This window comes from Streptosporangium sp. NBC_01639 (assembly GCF_045209755.1).
GTDB lineage: Bacteria > Actinomycetota > Actinomycetes > Streptosporangiales > Streptosporangiaceae > Streptosporangium.
The window spans coordinates 4,222,408-4,242,860 of record NZ_CP109272.1 but is presented as its reverse complement, the minus strand read 5'-3'; the positions used below and the strand labels follow the sequence as shown (position 1 = coordinate 4,242,860).

Genomic DNA, 20,453 nt, shown 5'->3' with positions numbered 1-20,453 from the left:
GCGGACGCGACAGCGCCCCGGGCCCGGCCACCGCCTTCCGAGTGCTCGACCCCGGACGCCGAAAGGCCCGGGACGCTCTGATCCGCACCGTCTCGGCCTCCCTCCCACCCCGGCCCGCCGCACGCAAAGACGCGATCTCGGGTTAGTCATACCGCCGACTGTGGAATTATCCGGCTGGCAACTCTGGGTAATCATGGGGTAACAATGAGTACGAAAACATCTCAAGGCGATGCCGAGCTGCTGGCCGAGGCCCGGTACGGGAGCCTCGCGGCCTACGACCAGCTGTACGGACGGCACGCACCGGCGGCCCGGATCCTCGCCCGGTGCCTGCTGCGGAGCGCCGGCGAGGTCGAGGAGGTCGTGGCGGAGACGTTCAGCAGGGTCCTCGCCCTCGTCAGGCGGGGGGAGGGTCCCGAGGAGGCGTTCCGGCCCTACCTGCTCACCGCGCTGCGCCGTACGGTCCAGGACTGGTCATGGGGGGAGGGCGGGCAGGCGACCACCGGAGAGACGGGGGTGCCCTTCGTCGATCCCGCGCTCACCGGTCTGGAACGCTCACCGGTGGCCAGGGCCTTCCTGTCCCTGCCGGAGCGGTGGCAACTCGTCCTGTGGCACACGGGAGTCGAGGGGGCCCGGCCGGCCGAGGTCGCTCCGTTCCTGGGCCTGACGGCCAACGGGGTCGTCGCGCTGGCCTACATGGCCAGGGAGGGCTGGCGCCAGGCCTACCTGCGGGTGCATCTCGAAGGGCTCCCCCGGCGGGCGTGCCTCCCGGTGCTGGACAGGATGGGTGCCTACGCGCGAGGCGGCCTGGACCGGGAGGACGGCCGTGATCTGGACGAGCACATGGACGGCTGCGCCGACTGCCACAACGCCTTCCTGGAGATCGCCGACGCCAACCAGGAGCTACGCGTCATCGTCGGCCCTCTCATCGCCGGCCCCGCGTTCACCGGATACCTCGCGGGACTGGACAGGGCGGCCATCGCCGGCATGGGCGGGCCGCTCGGCTGGTGGCGACAGGCGTCCAAGCCCCGGCGGCGGGCCCTCGCGACCGGTGCGGCGGTCGGCACGGCCGTCCTGGCGGCGGCCCTGGTCCTGATCACGGCCCAGGAGCTGCCGAGCGCGCCGGCCGCACCGACCGCGCCGACCCTGCCGACCGAAACGACCGCACCGGTCGCACCGGCCGCACCGGTCGCACCGACCGCGTCGGCCGCGCCGAGGGCGCCGATCTCCGAACCGGTGCCGATCGCCGCCCTCGAACCGTCGTCACAGGGTCCGCTGTCCGCGCACCCGGAGCCGGGGTGGACGCACCGGCCCCAGGCCCTGGCCCCGCCGCCTGCCGCGAGGCCGCGCCCCGCGCCCGCGCCACGCCTGACCGCCAGGATCGACGCTCTCGGCGCGCTGGTCCGGTCCGAGGCGGGCATCGTGGCGGTACGGCTGCGCAACGCCGGAGACGGGGAGAGCGGGGAACTCGTCGCCGACGTCGGTCTGCCGGACGGGGTGACGGTGCCCGCGGTGGCGCGCCGGGGGTGGGCGGTCGCCGAGGTCAAGCCGGTCGGCACGGTCGACGGCTGGGCCTGCCGCGCCGGCGCCGGAGGCGCGCGGTGCTCCAGGAGGCCGCTGGCGGCCGGCCGGACCACGGCGATCTTCCTCCGCGTCCTCGTCTCCCCGACGGCGGCCGAGGGAGCGGCGCCGTCGGTCCGTGTCTCCGGTGCGGGGAGCGGGGTGACGGCCACGTCGCGGACCGGGGTCCGGGCGGTCGGCGCTCCCGCCCGGTTCGCCACCGACGGGCAGGTCATCACCGCTGCGATCGGCAACACCCTCCTGGACTGCGGGTCCACCGACCCCGCATGCCAGATCGCCCGTGCCCGCGCGGGCGACCGCCGCGACAACGACCTGTGGGAGATGACCGCCCTCGACCAGGACCGTGATCCGTCGACGGGGAGTTCGAGCGCGGCACGGCTGACCCTGCCGAGGACGGGCAAGGTGGTCTGGGCCGGGCTCTACTGGTCGGCCAGCGCGCCCGCCGGCGGGCTGATCAAATTCAAGGCGCCGGGGGACCGGGGATACCGGCAGGTGAAGGCCGAACGGGTGGTCGAGAAGGACCTGCCCACCGGCGTGGGATACCAGGCGTTCGCCGATGTGACGAGACTGATGAGCACGCTCCACGGGACCTACTGGGCGGCTGACGCCTCACTGGTGCCCGGTTTCGCCCGGCACGCCGGGTGGAGCCTGGTGGTCGTCGCGGCCGATCCCCGCCAGCCGTACAGCCATGCCGTCGTCGTCGACACCGTCACCGTGGTGGACCGCGCGCACGGGCCGGCGTGGATCCCCCTCGACGGACTGACGCCCACCGCCGCACCCGCGCGGATAAACCTGGTGACCTGGGAGGGCGACGCCGGTGTGCGAGGGGATCAGGTCACGCTCGGCGGACGCCCGCTCCGGCCGGCCGGCGGCGAACGGGACGCGGGCAACCCCTTCGACGGATCCGCCACGGGCGCCGAGGGCATGGGCATGACCTTCGGTACCGACGTGGACGACTTCCAGGCCGCCCTGGGTCGCCGTCCGGTGCTCAAGGTGAGCGGCGACCAGGACGGCCTGCTCTTCGGGGCGGCGGCGGTGCGGGTCGTGGCCCGTCCGTGAGCAGCGGGATGCTCGGTAAAGCTCCGGGGCCGGTACGGTCAATCGGTAGGGCTCAAGAACAGGACGAACTGGTACGGTCTGCGTTAACACTCCGGCGTATGGTCAGGCGCAGGTCGAATCGTCGGGATTCACCCTCGGACGATCAGTTGCTTGATTACCCTGAGGAAGGGCCGTCTGGCTGATCTCAGGGGTCTTTCAGGCTTGTCTGAGCCGAAAGGGCGGGCCACGTAGGAAGGGCGGTGTCGCGTGGATCGCTGCGCGCTGTTCGTGGACGCAGGCTACCTGCTGGCCGACGGCGCGATGGCCGTACATGGGACTCGCCATCGCGAGGCGGTTTCCTGGGACTATCCGGGACTGCTCAAACTGCTCAGCAGCCTGTCCAAGGATCGCACCGGGCTGCCGCTGCTGCGGTGCTACTGGTACGAGGCGAGCGTCGAAGGCCGCCGCACCGCCGAGCATGACGCGCTCGCCGACATCCCCGGACTCAAGCTCAGGCTGTCGCGCATCCGCCCGGGACGTCGCGAGGGGGTGGACGCCCAGGTCCACCGCGACCTCATGACGCTGGCGCGCAACAGCGCGGTCTGCGACGCGGTGGTGGTCAGCGGCGACGAGGATCTGGCGCAGGTCGTCTGTGACGCCCAGGACCTCGGCATCCGCGTCACCGTCGTGCACATCGCCACCGACGGCAACTGGGCGGTGTCCCGTTCGCTCCGCCAGGAATGCGACGACCTGATCGAGATCGGCGGCGGCCATCTGCGCCCGTATGTCAGCCTGACCGGCGGTGCCGTGGACCCGCCTCACCTGGCCAACGGCCATCAGCCGACCGGCAACGGCCATCAGCCGACCGGCAACGGGCAGGTCACGGCCGCTCCCACCGCCGGCAGCAACGGCGCCGCACACGCCCACTCCCCGGCCCCCCGCGTCAACCCCGCGCCCTCCCAGCCCTCCCAGCCCGCGCTGCCGTCCTATCCGAGCTACAACCACGAGCCTCCTCCGGCTCCGGCTCCGGCTCCGGCTCCGCAGCAGGCCCCGCCGCCCCCGGCTCCCAACGGCCCGACCGGTCCGATGCCGGCCGCCCCGCAGTACGCCTTGGGCAACACCGGAAACACGCCCAGCTACCAGCCCGGCCAACTCGGCGTCTACACCGGTCCTCAGGCGGCTCCCGTGCCGATCCAGAGCATGGCCAACAGCAGCACGACCACCCTCTCCGACGCCGTGAAGGCCGCCCACAAGGAAGGCTACGATTTCGGCGAGTCCGTCGCCAAGGACGCTCCCGCCCTGTGGCTGGAGGCCGTGCTCGCCCGTAAGCCCCGCATGCCTTCCGACCTGGAGGCCCGTCTTCTCCAGGGCTCCTCTCTACCGATCGACTTCCTCCTCCATGACGAGGTCCGTCACGCTCTCCGGCGGGGCTTCTGGGATGCCCTGGAGCGCGCTCGGCGCTAGGTTTCCGCGGTGGCCTGGCGCCTCTGGAGCCGGTTCGCCGTGGTGGGTCTTCCGGCTTGTCAGTGTTCGCGTCGTGGGGGTTTCGCTGTGCGCGCTGCCCTCAGGGCGTTCTCGTCTGTCGCTGCGATAGGTGTTCCGGTCTGTCGCTGTGTCCGTTGCGGTGGGCGGGGTGCTCTGGTTTGCGGCGGGTGGGTGCTTCGGGGTTCGCCGTTCGCGCTGCGGTGGGTGGGTGTTCCGGCCGGCCGTCGCAGTCACCGTCTCGTTTTTCAGGCCTCCGGCCTGACGGGCGCGCTGGTTACGGTTTTTTATAAGCCGGCCGGAACACCCACCCACCTCCGCGCCAGACGGCCCCGCCGTACGGCGTGCAGGCCGTAGCCGCTTGCTTTCGGGCCGCCCATGGATCTCGCTGATGCTGAAGCGATCCGTGCGGGGCCGTTCAGGGCCGGTCGCCGTAGCTGAAGCCTTGCTCTTCGACCAGTGCAGGGTTGGGCGCCGCAGCGGGATGGGCGGTTGCGTCCACGGAAGTGGTGTACGAGTTTTCGCTGGTGACAGGCGTGGCACGGAGGTGGCGTTCCGGCTCGTGAGGTGATCAGCGGGTGAGGAGCTCGCGGAGATGCTTGACGATCTCGGTGGGGGCTTCTTCGGCCATGAAGTGGCCTGCGGTGGTGGTGTGGTGGTGGAGGTCGTCGGTCCATGCCTGCCACCGGGCGGTGGCGTCGTAGCCGAGGGCCGCGCCCCAGTCCTGCTGGATGACGGTGACAGGCATGCGCAGGCGGCTGCCGTGGGCGCGGTCGGCGGCGTCGTGGGCGACGTCGATCCCCGCGGATGCACGGTAGTCGGCGACGATCGAGGGGATCGCCTCGCGGCAGGCGGTGAGATAGGCGGCGCGGGCCTCAGTGGGGATCGCGGCGGGGTTCTTGATCCACTGGTCGAGGAAGGCGCCGAAGAACGCGTCGGGGTCGGCGGCGATCATCTTCTCGGGGAGGCCGGGCGGCTGGGCCATGAGGTAGAGGTGCCATCCGACGGTGGCCGAGACCCCGTGCAGGACGTCCCACATGTCGAGGGTGGGGAGCACGTCGAGACTGGCCAGGTGGGTGACGGACTCGGGGTGGTCGAGGCCGGCGCGGAAGGCGACGAGCGCGCCGCGGTCGTGGCCGGCCAGGGTGAACCGTTCGTGGCCGAGGGCGCGGGCGAGGGCGACGACGTCGGCGGCCATGGTGCGCTTGGAGTAGACGTCGGGGCCGGTCTCGGCGGGCTTGTCGCTGGCGCCGTAACCGCGCAGGTCCGGGCAGATGACGGTGTGGTCGGCGGCGAGGTCGGCGGCGACGTGCCGCCACATGAGGTGGGTCTGGGGGAAGCCGTGCAGCAGCACGATCGCCGGCCCGGATCCGCCGACGGCCGTGTTCAGCGCGACGCCGTCAGCGACGGGGACGCGGTGGTAGGTGAAGCCCGGAATGCCGTTCGACATGGGATTTCTCTCCTTCGCTGATCCGATGCCCCAGGCTGCCCGGCCCCGATGAGCGTCCGATCAGCGCTAACGTGGGGCCGAGGGGGGAACGGGGATGGGCGTGTTCATCGGGGTCCTCGGGCCGGTGGCGGCGTGGGACGCCGCCGGTTCGGTGATCTCGCTCAAGGGGCCGAGGCATCGGGAGGTCCTGGCGCGGCTCGTCGCGGCCAGGGGCCGGGTGGTGCCGGTCGATCTGCTGGCCGCCGATCTGTGGGAGGACCCTCCGCAGGGCGCGATCGGCTCGATCCGCACGTTCGTCGGGGCGCTGCGCCGTGCCCTGGAACCCGATCGGCCGCCCCGCACCCCGCCGCGCCTGATCGTCACCGTCGGGACCGGATATTCCCTGCGCACCGCCCCGGACGCCGTCGACGCCTGGCGGTTCGAACGGGCCGTCGAGGCCAAGGAACCGCCCGCCAGGCTCCTCTCCCTGCTGGACACGGCGCTGGCGCTCTGGCGCGGACCCGCCTATGCCGACTTCGCCGCCGCCCGGTGGGCGGAACCGGAACGGGCCCGGTCGGCGGAGCTGCGGGCGCGCGCGGTGGAACGGCGCGCCCAGGCGCTGCTGGACCTCGGCCGGGCCGCCGAGGCCGTGCCCGATCTCGACGCGCACGCCCACGCCCATCCCTGGCGGGAGGAGGGGTGGCGGCTGCTGGCCCTGGCGCTGTACCGGGCGGGGCGACAGGCTGACGCGCTCGCCGTCCTGCGCGGAGCCCGTTCCGCGCTCGCCGAGCAGCTGGGCCTGGACCCCGGGCCGGGACTGCGGGATCTGGAGGCCGACATCCTGCGGCAGGCCGACCGGCTGGACGCGCCCGCCGACCCGGCGGCCCGGGTCTGGGCGAGTGCGGTCGCCGCCCACGACCGGGCGGCTCCGGACGCGCGCCTGCGGCTGGAGGCCACGGTCGGGCTCATGCGGGGGCTCGCCGTCACCGGCGCGGACGGTCTCCTCGCGGGCCGGGAGCACCGCGCCGCCGCGGTGGAGGCCGCCGAGGAACTGGGCGACGCCGAGCTGACCGCCCGGGTGATCGGCGCCTACGACGTCCCGGCGAACTGGACCCGGTCCGACGATCCCGCGCAGACGGCCCGGATCGTCGCGGCGGCCGAACGCACCCTGGCCCGTCTCCCCGAGGACACCGCTCCCGGCGTGCGGGCGCGCCTGCTGGCGACCGTCGCACTGGAATCGCGCGGCACGGCGGCCCCGCGGGCACGGGCAGCGGCGCTGGAGGCCGAGCGCCTCGCCCGCGATCTGAACGATCCGGCGCTGCTGGCCTTCGCCCTCAACGGGGTGTACATGCAGACGTTCGAGACGACGGGCCTGTCCGGACGACGGGACACGATCGGAGCGGAGATCGCCGCGGTGTCCGTCCGGCACGGCCTACCGAGCTACGAGGTGCTGGGCCACCTGATCGGGCTGCAGTCCGCCGCGGCGGTCGCCGACTTCACCCGGGGAGACCGGCACGCCGTCCTCCTGGACGGCCTCGCCGAGCGCCATGGCCGGCCGCTGGTGTCGGTCTTCACCACCTGGTATCGCGTGCTCCGCCTCGCCGAAGACCCCGAGGTCCCCTTCGCCGCCAAGGAGGCCGCCTACCGGGCCGCGGCCGTCCCTGTGGACTCGGCCGGCATGCCGGGCCTGAGCGAGGGCCTCCCGCCCCTGGCGCTGCTGGCCTTGCGAGTGCGCCACGACCGGGCGCCCGAGCCGGAGGACCCGGACCGGTTCGGACCGTACCGCCCGTGGGCCCTCCCGGCGCTGCTGCTGGCGGCCGAACGGCGGGCCGAGGCGGCCGAGGCGTTGCGCGCCGCTCCCGATCCGCCCCACGATCTCCTCGCCGAGGCGCTGTGGGCCCTCCTCGCCCGAGCCGCGCTGTCGCTGGGCGATCTCCCGGCCCTTCGGCGGGCGCACGCCGCGCTGCTCCCGGCCGCGGGCGAACTGGCGGGGGCCGTAAGTGGCCTGATCAGCCTCGGCTCGGTCTCGGCGATCCTCGCCGAGATCACGGCGGTGCCGGATCTCTAACCCGCGCCGTACCTGGCCCGCATCATGAGGACGGCCTCGTCCACCATGTGGTCCGTGGACGCCCCGTCGGGCGCCCAGGGTCCCAACGTGGGCGCTCGCGCGGTCTCTGATCGTCCGCCTTCGTGACGTGAGCACCATGGTCACCAGCGGGAGCCCGCCACCCATGGCCCACGGGAGGCCATGGAGAGCTTGCGGGAACGCCACGCCCTACCCGCGATCATCAATACCGCTGATGCGCTGCCGGACCGGCTCATGGCGTAGGTCACGGCATCTGAGTTCAGCGGGGACGGCGGCACCGGATGGGGTCGGCCTGGATGAGGAGGGCGTGCCGGAAAGCAGCCGGGATCGCTCCGGCTACCGGCTGCGGCCATAACCCCAGGGGCGTTCGCCCTGCCCGGCTCGCGAGTACGGGTGGCTGTGAATCCGGGATCGAGATGGCGGTAGGGTCGCCGCCATGCAGATCATCAAGGGAGCAGGAGAGTGGGCGCGGCCGGCTGCCGAGGCTGCCAACGACTGGGTCGAGCACCTCAAGGTGCCGGACCTGTCCGTTGGGACGTACTGCATTTCGGCAGGCGGGGTCGACACCCAAAGCCCGCACACCGAAGACGAGATCTATGTGGTGACCGCGGGCCGGGCCAGGATCATGACACCGAGTGGGGAGGAGGAGGTCGGCCCCGGCGCGGTGATCTTCGTTCCGGCAGGTGAGGAACACCGCTTCGTGGATATCACGGAGGATCTGGCGCTGTTGGTCGTGTTCGGCCCGGCCTACGGCTCGCGCGGATGAACCGGAGAAGGCCATCACGTTCAACACCCTGGTCGCAATTCTCCTCAACCCGGTAGAGCGTCCTCGAACTGCGCCGGCTCCTCCGTACCCAGCGTGAGCTCCGCGGCCTTGGCCGAGTCGGTGATGGGGAGCGGGCGGCCGGCCGTCGGCGTGAGACCTGGCCAGTGTCGGCATCCGCGCGGCCCGGAGGTGAATCGGCAGGACACCGTTCTGGGCCGGGTCAGAGGATTTCGCGGAGGCGGGTGGCGAAGGCGCGGGGGTGAGTGGTGTTGCCGTTGTGGCAGCCAGGGAAGTAGGTGAGGTCGGTGCCGAGGAGGCCGGCGAGTGCTGCGGCGCATTGGTAGGGGAAGGCGGGGGTGAGGGAGGTGCGGCCGGCGGCGGGGACGATGCGGGCGGGGGTGTTCTTCAGGGCGGTTATGTCGGTGGCGCCCAGTGTGCTGCGCCTGAGTGCCGGCACGTCGTTGGTGAGCAGGAAGTGGATGTTGGCCGCCCGCTGTTCAGGGGCCTGCTGCTGGACGGTGAGGTCGGGCTCGGTTTCCAGGGTGGTCAGGTCGATGCCGACGAGCGCGCCCATTTCGGTCATGGCCGCGAGGGCGCCCTGCTGGTGGTAGGTCTCCGCCAGCTGGTCCAGGTTCTGCGCGAGGGGGGTGCGCTGGTCGTCGGACAGCAGGCCGATCGCGCCGGGTTCGTGGGCGACGAGGGCGGCCACCTGCTCGGGGTGGCGGGCGGTCAGGGTCAGCGCGACGAGGCCGCCGAAGCTGGAGCCGAACAGGTGCGCGGGCTCATCGGTGAGGGTGTTCAGAAGGTGGTGGACGTCGTCGGCGTGGGTGTCCATGGACACCGGCCGGGCGGGATCGGTGAGAAGGCTGCGTGAGAGGCCGCGGCGGTCGTAGGTGACCACGGTGTAATCGCCGATCAGCTGGTCGACCAGGTCGGTGGTGCGGTCTGCGTCGCCGTCGCCGCCCTGAAGAAGGAGCAGCAGCGGGCCGGTGCCGCGGACCTGGTAGTACAGGTCGGCGCCGGAGACGGGCAGCAGGTGGCTCTTCATTGCGGGGGTCTCCTTGCGGGGGTCAGACGGCGCTGAGGGCGTTGCGAAGGGCGGTGGCGTAGGCCTTCGGGTGGGTGGTGTTGCCGTTGTGGCCGCCTGGGAAGTGATGCAGGTCGGTGCCGAGCAGATCGGCCAGAGCGAAGGCGCATTTGTTGTCGAAGACGGTGCGTGGGGTGGTACGGCCGAGGGCCGGCACGATGCGGGTGGGAGTGGTGGTGAGTGCGGCGACGTCGAGGGTGTCGTCGATGACCGCGGTGAAGTCGTGCTGGAGGAAGTAGTCGAAGTTGCGTACCCGCTGGGGGGTCATCGGCTGGGGGGTGAGGCCGGGTTCGGCGTCGGGGTTGGCGGGGTCGATGCCGAGCACCTGGGCGACCATCTTGAGGGTCGCGGGCAGGCCGTCGCGGCGGTGGATCTGCTGGATGTGGGCGAGTTCCTGTTCGTGGTGGGCGCGCTGGTCGGCGGGCAGCAGCCGCGGGGTGACGGGTTCGTGGGCGATGAGGGTGCTGATCTGGCCGGGGTGGTCGACGGCCAGGTGGAATCCGATGGAGGCGCCGAGGCTGCAGCCGAGCATGAGGACCGGTTCGTCGGTGAGGGCGGCCAGGAGCCGGTGTACGTCGTCGGCGTGTTCGGCCATGGAGGCTCCGCGGGTGGGGTCGTCCAGGGTGCTGCGTGACAGGCCGCGGCGGTCGTAGGACAGCACGGTGTAGTCGCTCATGAGGTGGTCGGTCAGGTCGGTGCTGCGTCCGGCGTCGCCTTCGCCGCTCTGGGAGATGAGCAGCATCGGGCCGGTGCCGCGGAGTTCGTAGTAGAGCGTGGCGCCGGGAACGGGCAGCCGGCCCGTGGTGGTGTCTGTCGTGGTGGTGCGCATCGGTGGTGTCCTCTCAGTCGGCCGGTTTGGCCGGTCGGTCCGTCTGACACAACCATAAAGCATCAAAATAGATGCATCAAGACAGATGTATCTTTTTTTGATGCATGTTCCGGTGTGGCTGGAGTCGAGCTGCGCCGAACCCTGATGAAGATCGGGGAGGAGGCCCGGGGCCTGTCCGGCGGCTCAAGGCGTCGTACGCTCCAGAACATGCACAGCACCCTGACGGAGCACGCCCGGTGTCTCTACGGAGACGAGTACCGGCCTACGCCAGAGTGCGACCTCGACCATCAGGAGCGCTATTTCCTAGAAGAGCTGACCTTCGCTGACGCGGGTTCGATCCTGGCCATGCTGCGTGAGCTCTGCCCGCACGTGGTCGACGGCCGTCTGCCGGTCTGGGTTCGCAACCTGTCCTATCGGCTGGTCCTTCTGCAGCGACCGGACGAGCCGGCACTGATGCGAGAGGCCGCCGAGAACCTGTGGTTGCACGGACCGGACTGGGACGACATCGCAGCAGACCTGACGCGGCGGGCAGACGCTCTGGAAGCGGGTTGATCATGGCTTGAGCCGGAGGCGGGCCGGGGATGCCGCTGCGCGAAGTACTCGCGCTCGCTCGTCTCGGTCAGGCTCTTGGCCACCGGACCCTGTTCTCACCTGCACGCTTGCCAGACCGATTACTTCTCACACCGTTGCACGGCGGCTGGGGACATGTTCGGAAGGAGGCCCTTTCTGGTGAAGAAGGCCCTGGTCGTGTCCGCGCTGACGGCTGTGCTGCCGGTCGGCGCGATCGTGCTCGGGTCGGTGACCGAAGGTCAGTAGTCGAGGCTCGGGAACCAGTCGCCCCGGCCGTAAGGGGTGAGGTCGAGGAGGTGCCAGGCGGGGGCGAGGAGGTCGATGCCGCGCTGGTCGATGTCGTCGGCCATGCGAGGGTGGGTGGAGTAGAAATGGCGGACCCCGCCGTTGTCGTCGCGGGTGAAGACGGAGATGGTGGAGTCCTGTTCGCCGTTCTTGTCCTCGCTGCCAAGATCGTACTTGAAGGTGCTGTCGCCGCAGCTCAGCAGTCGCAGCCGGTGCCAGCCGCGGTTGCGGGCGTGCTGCCGCAGGGCGGGCGGGTCGGCGGCCGCGGCGATGGCGAAGTCGGCGTTCTGGGCGATGTGGTGGGCGATGCCGTTGAAGCCGTCGATCCACAGGGTGCACATGGGGCACGGGTCGGTCTGCAGCTTGCCGTACATCAAGTGGTAGACGATCAGCGGGCGGTCCGACGCGGTGAAGAGCCCGCTGAGGGAGACCTCGCGGATCGGTGCGTCGCCCGCGTCGAGGTCGGCGGGGCCCTCGATGAAGACGTAGTCGTCGACGGGCGGCCCCTGCGGGAGCGCCCGCCGCTGGGCCGCGACCTTCTCGCGGTGGCGCATGAGGTCGATCTCGGCCAAGCGCAGTTCCTCGCGGGCGGCGAGGTACTCCGCCGATTCGCCGGCCGGTTTTGTCTGCCGCATGGCGTCCTCCTGGGGTAGCGATTCCCCGGTCCCCGGTCCGATCCCCGGGTCCCCCAGCTCTCCAAGTCCATGGCGGTCCCAAGCCGACACCCGGAGAGGAGTCCAACAGCGCTGACATGCTCGGACATGGCTTAGCGCACGATCCGGTCTCGATGTTTCCCATACCCCGAAACCGGCCGGCACATCGGTCTCCAGGTCCTCCACCGTGGCCGGAGCACGCGCCACTCGCGGATCCCGCGCCACCGCCGATTCCGGCCTCCTCGCCTTCGCCATCAGAGCAAGCCGAACGACGAGGACGATAGACCTTAGAATCCCCGAAACCCCATCAAATCTCGACGAAGCCGGAGCGCCGGCCGACAAACCCAAGTTCTGGGGCTACGCAGGCCACAACGAGCTCAAATGAACTCAAGGATTATTTCTCACTCCCGGCTGCCTCCAACCTACTATTCAGGTAGAAATTAGGAAGAAAGGTGGGGGTATGAAATTCCTCGCAAGCACCCTGCTGTCGACCGACCCGGCGTTGTCGCTGCCAGGAGAGACCGAGCACGAAAGGCTCCGCGCTACCGTGGACCTCGCGGTGTGGGCCGAAGACCTCGGTTACGACGGTTTCGGCGTGGGGGAGCGACACAACCCTGGCTTCCTCTCCTCCTCGCCGGCGGTGCTGCTCTCGCACATCGCCGCGAAGACGTCGTCCATCCGGCTGTTCACGACGGTGACCGTGCTGTCTCTCAACGATCCTGTGCGGGTGGCCGAGGACTACGCGATGCTCGACCACCTCAGCCAGGGACGCCTGGAACTGGTCATCGGCAAGGGTAACGACGCGCCGTCCCTGAAGCTCTTCGGAGCGCGGCAGGAGGAGCAGTGGGATCGGCTGGCCGAAGGCTACGAGCTCCTGCGGCGGCTGTGGCGGGAGGAGGCGGTCACGTGGTCGGGACGGTTCCGGCCGGATCTGCATGAGGCAACGACTCGGCCGCGTCCCTTCCAGGCGCCCGCGCCTCGCGTGTGGCACGGCTCGGCGTCGAGCGAGCAATCCACCGAACTCGCCGCGTCCTGGGGCGATCCGCTGTACTCGGCGAACGGCTTCAAACCGGCCGAGCACTATCTGAGGCTCGTGCGGCACTATCGGGAGCGCCTGGCGTTCCACGGGCACGACCCGGTGGCGATCCCCCTCGCCGTCGGCGCCCATTCACCGGTGATCGCCACCCGGTCCCAGGACGCGTACGCGCTGGCCCGCCCGGCGTTCGAACGTTTTCGGCAGCAGCCCGTGGCGGCGAGCAACGGTTTCCCGTACGACAGTCTTGAGGACTTCGTCGAACGGGGCTCGGCGCTCATCGGCAGCCCGGCCCAGATCACCGACAAACTCCTGGCCCTGCACGAGGATTTCGGCAACGACCTGTTCGGCGTCGGCTTCGAAGGCTTCTTCTTCACCGACGCCGCGACGACCCGCGGGCACCTGGAGCGCTTCTTCGCCGACGTGGTTCCGGTCGTACGCGCCACACTGGCGTAACACCCCTGCCTCGGATCTCCTCATAGTGGGAACCCCGATGCCGGGAAAGCAACCGGTCGCCGAAGGCGGATCGGGAGCGGTAAGGGATGTCCAAGAGGCCGAGCGGGAGTGATCACAGCCCGGCCCTCGCCGGTCTGGAGTTTCGCCCTCTCCGCCTGACCCTGCACTGGCCGGAGAGGAACGCGTCAGCTACGGCGACCGGCCCTGAACGGATCGCTTCAGCCTCACAGGGCCCGCCGGCGGCCGGAAGTGAGCGGCCCGGTGCCCGGCCCTGCACTGGTCGGAGAGAAACGCGTCAGCTACGGCGACCGGCCCTGAACGGTCCCATAGAGCTTGCTTCAGCATCAGCGAGATCCATGGGCGGCCGGAAAGCAAGCAGCTACGGTCCGCACGCCGTACGGCGAGGCAGCCTGGCGCGGAGGTGGGTGGGTGTTCCGGCCGGCTTATAAAAAAGCGCGACCACTGCGCCCGTCAGGCCGGAGGCCTGAAAAACGAGACGGTGACTGCGACGGCCGGCCGGAACACCCACCCACCGCAGCGCGAACGGCGAACCCCCGAAACACCCGCACCACGCACAGCGAAACCCGGAACACCCGCACAGCGAAACCCGAAACACCCGCACCGCAAACGGCGAAACACCTTCCACACCGGGCCCAGGTCAGGTGAGCGCGTCGAGGCCCGCCCGGAGATGGCTGAGTCGGTGGGAGAGGTCGGACAGCGGACTGGAGAGGCTCGGGTCGTTGGACTTGCGAGCCAGCTCACTGACCCGGACGAGTTCGTCCTCGACCGCGCTGAGCCGCTTGGACAGCTCGGGGAGCACGGCCGCCTGGTCGGTCGCCTCGCCGGGGGGAAGCTCGGAGCCGAGGCGGTCGCGGAGCATGGACGCCTGCTCGGCCAGACGGCGGTTCATGTTGTAGAGCTCGACGAACACCGCGACCTTGGCCCGGAGCACCCAGGGGTCGAACGGCTTGGTGAGGTAGTCGACGGCCCCGGCGGCGTAGCTGCGAAAGGCGTAGTCGGGGGCGCTGTCGATGACGGTCAGGAAGATGATCGGGATGTTGCGCGTGCGCTCGCGGCGCTTGATGTGAGACGCGGTCTCGAAGCCGTCCATGCCGGGCATGCGCACATCCAGCAGGATCAGCGCGAACTCGGTGCTCAGCAGCGCTTTGAGCGCTTCCTCGCCCGATCTGGCCCGGACAGGGATCAGGTCGAGGGAGCTGAGAATGGCCTCGAGCGCGATCAGGTTCTCCTCCCGGTCGTCGACCAGGAGGATCTTGGCTCGATCCGGCATCATCACTCCCCTTCGTCGGAGTCGCTTGCCTTACCCCGGGTGAGCCAGCCGCGCAGGCGTTCCAGCAGGCGGTCGACGTCCACGGGCTTGGGCACATAGTCGGAGGCGCCGGACGCGATGCTCTTCTCCCGGTCGCCCTGCATGACCTTAGCGGTAAGCGCGATGATCGGCAGATCGGCGAACTGCGGCATCCGGCGGATCGCGGACGTGGTGGCCCAGCCGTCCATCTCGGGCATCATGATGTCCATCAGGACCAGGGCGACGTCCTCGTTGCGTTCGAGCTGTTCGATGCCCTCACGGCCGTTCTCCGCGTAGACCACGGTGGAGCCGTACCGTTCGAGCACGCTGGTCAGCGCGAACACGTTACGGATGTCGTCGTCCACGATCAGGATCTTGGCTCCGGCGAGCGGGTCGTCGCCGCCCTTCCAGGGCGGGCCCTCGTTCTGCGGGAAATCCGTTTCCGGCAGACTCTCCGGCAGCGCGAGCGACGGCAGGTTGTCGGGCTCCTCCAGCACTCCGACGAGCGTCTGGTTGCGGGGCGAGGAGTTCGGAGCGGCCGCTCCGCCGTCGCGGGAGGCCAGCGGCCCGCCGTAGGACGGCGGCAGGTAGAGGGTGAAGGTGCTTCCCTGGCCGACCTCGCTGAGCACATGGATCTCGCCGCCGAGCAGGCGGGCGATCTCGCGGCAGATGGACAGACCCAGGCCGGTCCCGCCGTACTTGCGGCTGGTGGTGCCGTCCGCCTGGCGGAACGCCTCGAAGATGACCTCCAGCTTGTCGGCGGCGATGCCGATGCCGGTGTCGACCACCTCGAAGGCCAGGATGTCGTCGGCGCCGCGCAGGGTGTCGTCCACGAAGGCCACCGCGCGCTGGGCGCGGATCACCCGCAGCCGCACCTCGCCCCTGGGGGTGAATTTGATCGCGTTGGAGAGCAGGTTGCGCAGCACCTGCTGGAGGCGCTGCTCGTCGGTACGGAGCTCCTGTGGAATCGACGGGTCCACCTCGACCGCGAACGACAGGCCCTTGTCTTGGGCCAGTGGCGCGAAGGTGGCCTCGAAGTAGTCGACGAGCTTGGGCAGCGAGATCTGCTGAGGATGGATGTCCATCCGACCGGCCTCGACCTTGGACAGGTCGAGGATGTCGTTGATCAACTGGAGCAGGGCGGAGCCGGCGCCGTGGATGGTCCTGGCGAACTCCACCTGCTGGAGGGTGAGGTTGCCCTCGGCGTTCTCGGTGAGCAGCTTGGCCAGCACCAGCAGGCTGTTCAGCGGAGTGCGCAGCTCGTGGGACATGTTGGCCAGGAACTCGGACTTGTAGCGCGAGGAGACCGCGAGCTGCTCGGCACGCTCCTCCAGCGTACGGCGGGCCTGCTCGATCTGGAAGTTCTGGATCTCGATGGCCCGGTTCTGCTTGGCCAGCAGTGCGGCCTTGTCCTCCAGTTCGGCGTTGGAGCGGCGGAGCTCCTCCTGCTGACGCTGAAGCTCGTCGGAGCGTTCCTGCAACTCGGTGGTGAGACGCTGCGACTCGGTCAGCAGGTCTTCGGTCCGGGAGTTGGCGATGATCGTGTTCATCGTGACGCCGATGGTCTCGACGAGCTGGGTCATGAAGTCGTGGTGGACCTCGCCGAACTGGCTGAACGAGGCCAGCTCCACCACGCCGAGGACCTGGGCCTCGAACAGGATGGGCACCACGACGATCTGGGCAGGGGTGGAGGAGCTGAGACCGCTGTCCACGGTGAGGTATTTCGCGGGAACGTTCTCCAGGATGATCCGCTTACCCTCGAAGGCGGCCTGCCCGACGATCCCCTCGCCGACCGCGAAACGCTGGCGGATCTTCGAACCGGGGCGGGCGCCGTATCCGGCGATCAGGTAGAGGTCGTGGTCACCGGTGGGTTCGGCCAGGTAGAAGGCGCCGTAGTGGGCGGAGACCAGGGGAGTCAGCTCGCCCATGATGAGCTTGGCGACCTCCATCAGGTCGCGGTGGCCCTGCATGAGCCGGGAGATCCGCGCCAGGTTGGACTTCAGCCAGTCCTGCTCCTGGTTGGCGGTGGTGGTGTCGCGGAGCACGGACACCATCGTGTTGATGTTGTCCTTGAGCTCGCCGATCTCACCCCCGGCGTCGACGGTGATCGAGCGGGTCAGGTCGCCGCGGGCGACGGCGGTGGTGACCTCGGCGATCGCCCGGACCTGGGTGGTGAGGCGGCCGGCCAGCTCGTTGACGTTCTCGGTGAGCCGCTTCCAGATGCCCTCGGCGCCCTCGACCCGGGCCTGGCCGCCCAGTTTGCCCTCGGAGCCGACCTCGCGGGCCACGCGGGTGACCTCGGAGGCGAAGGAGGACAGCTGGTCGACCATGGTGTTGATGGTGGTCTTCAGGGCGAGGATCTCGCCCTGCGCGTTCACGTCGATCTTGCGGGTCAGGTTGCCGTTGGCGACGGCGGTGGTGACCTCGGCGATGTTGCGGACCTGGTAGGTCAGGTTGTTGGCCATGGAGTTGACGTTGTCGGTGAGGTCTTTCCAGACGCCGGAGACGCCTCGGACGCGGGCCTGGCCGCCGAGCTGTCCTTCGGTGCCGACCTCGCGGGCGACCCGGGTGACCTCGTCGGCGAACATCGACAGCTGGTCGACCATGGTGTTGAGGGTGTCCTTGAGCTGGAGGATCTCCCCCTGCGCGTCTGCGGTGATCTTCTTGGACAGGTTGCCCTGGGCCACCGCGGTGGACACCGCCGCGATCTGGCGGACCTGGGTGGTCAGGTTGTTGGCCATGACGTTGACGTTGTCGGTCAGGTCCTTCCAGGTGCCCGACACCCCGCGCACCTGGGCCTGGCCGCCGAGCTGCCCTTCGGACCCGACCTCGCGGGCCACCCGGCTCACCTCGGAGGCGAAGGAGGACAGCTGGTCGACCATGGTGTTGATGGTGGTCTTCAGGGCGAGGATCTCGCCCTGCGCGTCCACGTCGATCTTGCGGGTCAGGTCGCCCGTGGCGACGGCGGTGGTGACCTCGGCGATGTTGCGGACCTGGTAGGTCAGGTTGTTGGCCATGGAGTTGACGTTGTCGGTGAGGTCCTTCCAGACGCCGGAGACGCCTCGGACGCGGGCCTGGCCGCCGAGCTGTCCTTCGGTGCCGACCTCGCGGGCGACCCGGGTGACCTCGTCGGCGAACATCGACAGCTGGTCGACCATGGTGTTGAGGGTGTCCTTGAGCTGGAGGATCTCCCCCTGCGCGTCCGCGGTGATCTTCTTGGACAGGTCGCCCTGCGCCACCGCCGTGGACACCGCCGCGATCGCCCGGACCTGGGTGGTCAGATTGCTCGCCATGACGTTGACATTGTCGGTCAAGTCCTTCCAGACGCCGGAGACGCCGCGCACCTGGGCCTGGCCGCCCAGCTCGCCCTCGGTGCCGACCTCGCGGGCGACCCGGGTGACCTCCTCGGCGAACGCCGACAGCTGGTCGACCATCGTGTTGACGGTGTTCTTCAGCTCGAACATCTCACCGACCGCGTCGACGGTGACCTTGCGGCTCAGGTCGCCCCGCGCGACGGCCGTGGTGACCAGCGCGATGTCGCGGACCTGTGCGGAGACACGGCTGGACATGGTGTTCACGGCCTCGGTGAGGTCGCGCCAGCTCCCCGACATGCCCCGTACGTTCGCCCGGCCGCCCAGGCGGCCCTCGGTGCCGACCTCGCGCGCCACGCGTGTCACCTCGGAGGTGAACAGCGAGAGCTGGTCGACCATGCCGTTGATCGCCTTGCCGAGGCGGCGCACCTCGCCCCGCGCGCTGCGATCGAGGTCTATCCGCCGGGAGAGGTCTCCCTTGGCCACCGCGTCGATCACGTCCGCCGCGCCGCTGACCGGCCCGACCAGGGCGTCGATCAGGGCGTTCACCGAGTCGACGCTCTCCGCCCAGGAACCCACGCCTGGACCCGCGGTGAGGCGCTCGCCGAAGCGGCCCTCCTTCACCACCTCGCGGCGGACCCGGTGGAGCTCGTTGGCGAGGTGCTCCCGACGGTCGGCGACCTCGTTGAGCAGCAGACGGATCTCACTCAGAATCCCGGGAGGGGCATGCGGCACCCGGCGACGGAAGTCACCGTCGCGCCAGGTGATGAGCGTCTGAAGAATCGGCTTCAGGTCCGATTCACTGTAACGTCGCTCCTCGACGTCAGGCACGGTGTTGGCCGTGGTCATGTGACCTCCTTGACTCCCGGGGGGGCGCAGCCGCGAGTCATCCCAGTCTGTCACGGTGCGCAACCCGTAGTCCCGCCTTCGATTTACCCCATGCCGACAAGAAGTGTGGTAGGCACGGAATGATGACCAATGCTCCCCGAGCCGTCCTGGCTGCGACGTTCGCCCCAGGAGACACGGCCGTCCCCGCCGTCAGACGGTTCACCAGAGAGGTGATGACCGCCTGGGCCGCCACGCCCCTGCTCGCCCAGGCCGAGCAGCTGGCGGAGGAGTTCGCCGCACAGGTGCCCGAGGCGCCATTCGAGGTCATCTGGAGCCACTTCGGGAACGGCGTCCGGCTTGAGGTCCGCCGGAAGGACGCTCCCGGGGCGACGCCCGACGCCCCCACCGTGCCGGTCGACGAGTGGGGTGTCACCTTCGCCGGTGAGCACCGCGTCCACTGGGCGCGACTGCACCTGTCCGGCTCCACCGAGCGGGTGGCGGCGGAGTGGTCCACCGACCAGCCCAGCCGGGGACCGGTCTGGCTGGGCTTCCTCGCCGATGCCAGCGACCTGCTGGCCGGCACCCTCGACCCGGACATGGTGCCCGCGATCATCTCGCAGATCGTCGTGCCCCGGCTGGCCACCTGGTGCGCCGTCTACACGTGGAGCGGCGACGGCGGCCCGCAGCGGCCGGCCTACCTGTGGCACACCGACGAGCGGCGCATCGACGGCCTGCGCGAGGAGCTTCTCACGGCCCAGATCCCGCAGGCCGGCGGTTCCATGCAGCTCGGCGACTCGCAGATGCTCGTCATACCGCTGCTCGCACGAGGGCGGGCGCTGGGGGCGATGTGCCTGGGCCGACCCGACCGGTTCGCCGAGGACGTCTTCCAGTACGCCGAGGACATCGGCCGCCGCGCGGCTCTCGCCATGGACAACGCCCGGCTCTACGCCACCCAGGCGGCCGCCAACCGGGCGCTGCAGCGCAGCCTGCTCCCTCCCAACGAGCCGGGCGAGATCCCCGGGCTCGACCCCGCCGTGGTCTACGAGCCCGCGGGGGAGACCAACGAGGTCGGGGGCGACTTCTACGACCTGTTCGCCGCCGGGGACGGCTCCTGGCGGTTCGCCGTCGGCGACGTCTGCGGCACGGGCCCCGAGGCGGCCGCGGTCACCGGCCTGGCCCGTCATACCCTGCGCCTGCTCGCCAGGGAGGGGTACGGCGTGGCGGCCGTCCTCGACCGTCTCAACCAGGCGATCCTGGAGGAGGGGGAGCGGGCGCGGTTCCTGACCCTGCTGCACGGTGAGATCAAGCCCGTGCCGACCGGGCTGGATGTGTGGATGGTCTCGGCCGGCCATCCCGAGGCGATCCGGCTGCGGCCCACCGGGGTCGTGGACACGGTGGTGACCTCCCAGTCGCTGCTGGGGGTCTTCCCCGAGGCGACCTTCAAGGCCGAGCTCGTCCACCTCGACCCCGGCGACGTGCTCCTCGCGGTGACCGACGGGGTGACCGAGCGGCGCCAGGACGGCCGGCTGCTCGACGACGACGGTGGGCTGGCCAAACTGCTGGCCGAGTGCGTGGGACTGTCGGCGAGGGCGGTCGCCGAGCGGATCCGCCGGGCCGTGCAGGACTTCGCCCCGGAGCCGAGCGCGGACGACCTGGCGATCGTGGTCCTGCGCGCCCGATAGGAGACGGCGGCCACGCACCCCGTTCCACGGT

Annotated in this window: 13 protein-coding genes; 7 read left to right on the top strand and 6 right to left on the bottom strand. The window is 70.2% G+C overall.

The genetic code is table 11. The annotated features are described in order from the left end of the window. The first annotated feature begins 204 nt into the window (after positions 1 to 204). Together OHA77_RS19205 and OHA77_RS19200 are read left to right on the top strand one after the other, a co-directional pair. On the top strand, positions 205 to 2,637 hold the full coding sequence (locus OHA77_RS19205) for a zf-HC2 domain-containing protein (RefSeq protein WP_406319384.1): 2,433 nt from the start codon (positions 205 to 207) through the stop codon (positions 2,635 to 2,637). Positions 2,638 to 2,883: 246 nt separating this feature from the next. Continuing rightward, positions 2,884 to 4,080, top strand: a complete 1,197-nt coding sequence (locus tag OHA77_RS19200) for an NYN domain-containing protein (RefSeq protein WP_406319382.1) — start codon at positions 2,884 to 2,886, stop codon at positions 4,078 to 4,080. A 589-nt stretch (positions 4,081 to 4,669) separates the two neighbouring features. Here OHA77_RS19200 and OHA77_RS19195 read toward each other — a convergent pair. Beyond that, a complete protein-coding gene (locus OHA77_RS19195) occupies positions 4,670 to 5,548 on the bottom strand; it encodes an alpha/beta fold hydrolase (protein WP_406319380.1) in 879 nt (292 codons plus the stop codon). Between the two features lie 94 nt (positions 5,549 to 5,642). Here OHA77_RS19195 and OHA77_RS19190 point away from each other — a divergent pair, with 94 nt between their 5' ends. Beyond that, positions 5,643 to 7,595, top strand: coding sequence for a BTAD domain-containing putative transcriptional regulator (locus OHA77_RS19190; RefSeq protein WP_406319379.1), 1,953 nt, complete (start codon positions 5,643 to 5,645; stop codon positions 7,593 to 7,595). A gap of 454 nt (positions 7,596 to 8,049) precedes the next feature. Further along, complete coding sequence (locus tag OHA77_RS19185) at positions 8,050 to 8,379, top strand: cupin domain-containing protein (RefSeq protein WP_406319377.1); 330 nt, start codon at positions 8,050 to 8,052, stop codon at positions 8,377 to 8,379. A 220-nt stretch (positions 8,380 to 8,599) separates the two neighbouring features. On the opposite strand, the gene OHA77_RS19180 is transcribed toward OHA77_RS19185, so the two are convergent. Continuing rightward, positions 8,600 to 9,427: an alpha/beta fold hydrolase gene (locus OHA77_RS19180; protein WP_406319376.1), complete on the bottom strand. Its 828-nt coding sequence runs from the start codon at positions 9,425 to 9,427 to the stop codon at positions 8,600 to 8,602. A gap of 22 nt (positions 9,428 to 9,449) precedes the next feature. Then, positions 9,450 to 10,295, bottom strand: a complete 846-nt coding sequence (locus OHA77_RS19175; protein ID WP_406319374.1) for an alpha/beta fold hydrolase — start codon at positions 10,293 to 10,295, stop codon at positions 9,450 to 9,452. A gap of 207 nt (positions 10,296 to 10,502) precedes the next feature. Here OHA77_RS19175 and OHA77_RS19170 point away from each other — a divergent pair, with 207 nt between their 5' ends. Continuing rightward, positions 10,503 to 10,847, top strand: coding sequence for a hypothetical protein (locus OHA77_RS19170; RefSeq protein WP_406319372.1), 345 nt, complete (start codon positions 10,503 to 10,505; stop codon positions 10,845 to 10,847). Between the two features lie 257 nt (positions 10,848 to 11,104). On the opposite strand, the gene OHA77_RS19165 is transcribed toward OHA77_RS19170, so the two are convergent. Next, entirely contained in the window at positions 11,105 to 11,785 is a 681-nt protein-coding gene (locus tag OHA77_RS19165; RefSeq protein WP_406319370.1) for a DUF899 family protein, read from the bottom strand. Positions 11,786 to 12,263: 478 nt separating this feature from the next. Here OHA77_RS19165 and OHA77_RS19160 point away from each other — a divergent pair, with 478 nt between their 5' ends. Continuing rightward, positions 12,264 to 13,292, top strand: coding sequence for an LLM class flavin-dependent oxidoreductase (locus OHA77_RS19160; RefSeq protein ID WP_326819301.1), 1,029 nt, complete (start codon positions 12,264 to 12,266; stop codon positions 13,290 to 13,292). Positions 13,293 to 13,950: 658 nt separating this feature from the next. Here the strand turns inward: OHA77_RS19160 and OHA77_RS19155 are convergent. After that, on the bottom strand, positions 13,951 to 14,583 hold the full coding sequence (locus OHA77_RS19155; RefSeq protein WP_326819302.1) for a response regulator: 633 nt from the start codon (positions 14,581 to 14,583) through the stop codon (positions 13,951 to 13,953). A 2-nt stretch (positions 14,584 to 14,585) separates the two neighbouring features. Further along, positions 14,586 to 18,761: a HAMP domain-containing protein gene (locus tag OHA77_RS19150; protein ID WP_326819303.1), complete on the bottom strand. Its 4,176-nt coding sequence runs from the start codon at positions 18,759 to 18,761 to the stop codon at positions 14,586 to 14,588. A gap of 122 nt (positions 18,762 to 18,883) precedes the next feature. On the opposite strand from OHA77_RS19150, the gene OHA77_RS19145 reads away from it, so the two are divergent. After that, positions 18,884 to 20,422 (top strand): SpoIIE family protein phosphatase, encoded by a 1,539-nt coding sequence (locus OHA77_RS19145; RefSeq protein ID WP_326819304.1) that lies wholly within the window; start codon positions 18,884 to 18,886, stop codon positions 20,420 to 20,422. The last annotated feature ends 31 nt before the right edge of the window (positions 20,423 to 20,453 follow it).